At 72.7% G+C, this 2411-nt stretch carries 3 protein-coding genes; 2 read left to right on the top strand and 1 reads right to left on the bottom strand.

Annotated features, from left to right (window positions below; genetic code table 11):
- Positions 1-162 precede the first annotated feature (162 nt).
- On the top strand, positions 163-756 hold the full coding sequence (locus ACOJTC_RS19005; protein WP_363649232.1) for a DUF4956 domain-containing protein: 594 nt from the start codon (positions 163-165) through the stop codon (positions 754-756).
- The gene (locus ACOJTC_RS19000) at positions 753-1610 is read left to right on the top strand and encodes a polyphosphate polymerase domain-containing protein (protein WP_420117886.1); all 858 of its coding nucleotides are present in this window, start codon (positions 753-755) and stop codon (positions 1608-1610) included. Before ACOJTC_RS19005 ends, ACOJTC_RS19000 begins: the two co-directional genes overlap by 4 nt.
- Here ACOJTC_RS19000 and ACOJTC_RS18995 read toward each other — a convergent pair.
- On the bottom strand, positions 1538-2254 hold the full coding sequence (locus ACOJTC_RS18995; protein ID WP_420117887.1) for a response regulator transcription factor: 717 nt from the start codon (positions 2252-2254) through the stop codon (positions 1538-1540). The two genes, ACOJTC_RS19000 and ACOJTC_RS18995, sit on opposite strands and share 73 nt — an antisense overlap.
- Between the last annotated feature and the right edge of the window lie 157 nt (positions 2255-2411).

The raw sequence follows: 2411 nt of genomic DNA, 5'->3' as shown, positions 1-2411 counted from the left end.
GGGGGGGGGGGGGGCGGGCGGGGGGGGGGGGGGCGGGCGCGCCCCCCCCCCCCCCCCCCCCCCCCCCGCCACCGGCCCGCCGGTGCACCACTGCCAGATCCGATGCCCCACCGCCTGACGCCGTACGTGGGAAACGGCCGGCGGACACCCCAAGGAGCAAACATGTCCCGCTTGGTCCTGGCCGGAATGGACCTGGTCGCCGTGGTCCTGCTCGTCTTCGCGCTGTACTTCCCGCGTCACCGACGGCGGGACCTGGTGGTGGCCTACCTCGGCGTCAACGTCGGCGTCTTCGCGGTGGCCAGCTCACTGAGCAGCAGCACCGTCGGCGCCGGGCTCGGGCTGGGGCTGTTCGGAGTGCTGTCGATCATTCGGCTCCGGTCCACGGAACTCGACCAGCACGAGGTGGCGTACTACTTCTCGGCGCTCGCGCTCGGCATCCTCGGCCCGCTGTCCGGCACCTCGGTCTGGACGGTCGGCGCGTTGACGGTGCTGATCCTCGGCGTGATGTTCGTCGGGGACCATCCCCGGCTGCTGCGCCGGTACCGGCGGCACGTCATCGTGCTGGACAGCGCGGTCACCGACTCGGTCGCCCTCACCGCGCACCTGGAGCAGTTGCTCGGTGCCCGGGTGCACAACGTCAACGTCGAGCGCGTCGACCTGGTCAACGACACCACGATCGTGGACGTCCGTTACTCACGGCCCAGGGTCACCGCCACCGGCGGGCGGCGGCCGGTCGACGCGGGTGCCGTACGGTGACCGCCGTCGACCCGTCCACCGGTGCGCTGGCCCAGCTCACGCCGATCGGGCTCGCGGAACTGACCGAGCGCGCCGCGCTACAGACCCGGTTCGACCGCAAGTACCTCCTGCCGCTCGCCGAGCTGCCCCGCCTGCTCGCCGGGCTCGACCGCACCGACCAGGTGCTGGAGATCGACGGCAGGCGCGCCTTCCGCTACGAGTCGATCTACTTCGACACCGCCGACCTGGTCAGCTTCCGGCTCACCGCCCGTCGACGCCGCCGCCGCTTCAAGATCAGGACGCGGACCTACCTGGACTCCGGCCTGTGCTGGCTGGAGGTGAAGACGGAGGGCACCCGGGGTGGCACGGTCAAGGAGCGGCTGCCCTACCGCCCCGACGACAGCGGCACCCTCGCCCCCGGCCGGTCGTTCGTCGACGGGGTGCTCGCGGCGCTGAGCACCGGTCCCGCCCTGACCTTCTCGCCGACCCTCACCACCAGCTACCTGCGCAGCACGCTCTACCTGCCGGCGACCGCCAGCCGGGCGACCATCGACGTCGCGCTGCGCTGGGAGGACCACCGCGGCCGTCGGCTGGCGCTGCCCGAGCTGGCCATCATCGAGACCAAGACCGGCTCCACCGCCTCCCACGTCGACCGGCTGCTCTGGCGGCAGGGGCACCGCCCGGTGGCCATCTCCAAGTACGCGACCGGACTGGCCGCGCTCGACCCCGAACTACCCGCCGGGCGCTGGCGACGCACCCTGCGCCGGCACTTCCAGCCCGCACCCGCCGGACAGGGGACGCCTCACCCCGCAGAAGAGGTCGCCGTGGGCCCCGACGGCAGCCGCAACGCGTATCCGACGCCCCGGACGGTGTGAATCAGGGGCGGGTCCCAACGGTCGATCTTCCGGCGCAGGCAGTGGACGTACGACTCGACGATCCGGCCGTCGCCGCCGAAGCGGTAGTGCCACACCCCGTCGAGGATCTGCGCCTTGCTGACCACCCGGCCCGCGTTGGCGAGCAGGAACCGCAGCAGGTTGAACTCGGTGGGCGACAACGGCACCGGGTGCCCGCCCCGGCGCACCTCGTGGGCCACCTCGTCGAGTTCCAGGTCGGCGAAGCACAGCAGACCGTCGTCCCGCGCCTGCTGGTCGACCCGGCACCGCCGTAGGACCGCCCGCACCCGGAGCACCAGCTCCTCCAGGCTGAACGGCTTGGTGACGTAGTCGTCGGCCCCGGCGGCCAGCCCGGCGATGCGGTCGGCCAGCTCGTCGCGGGCGGTGAGGAACAGCACCGGCACCCCGGAACCCGGCCCCGCCCACAGGCTGCGGGCGACCTGGAGACCGTCCACGTCCGGAAGCATCACGTCGAGCACCACCAGGTGCGGGTCGAAGTCCGCCGCCACGACCAGCGCCTCCCGGCCGTCGGCGGCCACCCGGACCTCGAACTCGTGTCTGCCCAACGCCGCCGAGAGCAGCATCCGCAGGTTCGGATCATCGTCCACGACGAGCACCCTGGCCATCAGGGTGATCACGCACTGTGCGTACGGGACATGGTGGGAAGGGCCTCGCAGTCAGCTGTGGATCAGCGGTGAACGACCTGCAACCGACGACCGGACGGTCGCCCGGGGCCGCCCCCCCCAACAACAGAGGGGGGGGGGGGGGGGGCGCTGACGGGGG

Source organism: Micromonospora sp., from assembly GCF_048594385.1.
Lineage (GTDB): Bacteria > Actinomycetota > Actinomycetes > Mycobacteriales > Micromonosporaceae > Micromonospora > Micromonospora wenchangensis.
The sequence above is the reverse complement of the archived record's forward strand: the minus strand, read 5'-3'. Positions and strand labels throughout refer to the sequence as shown.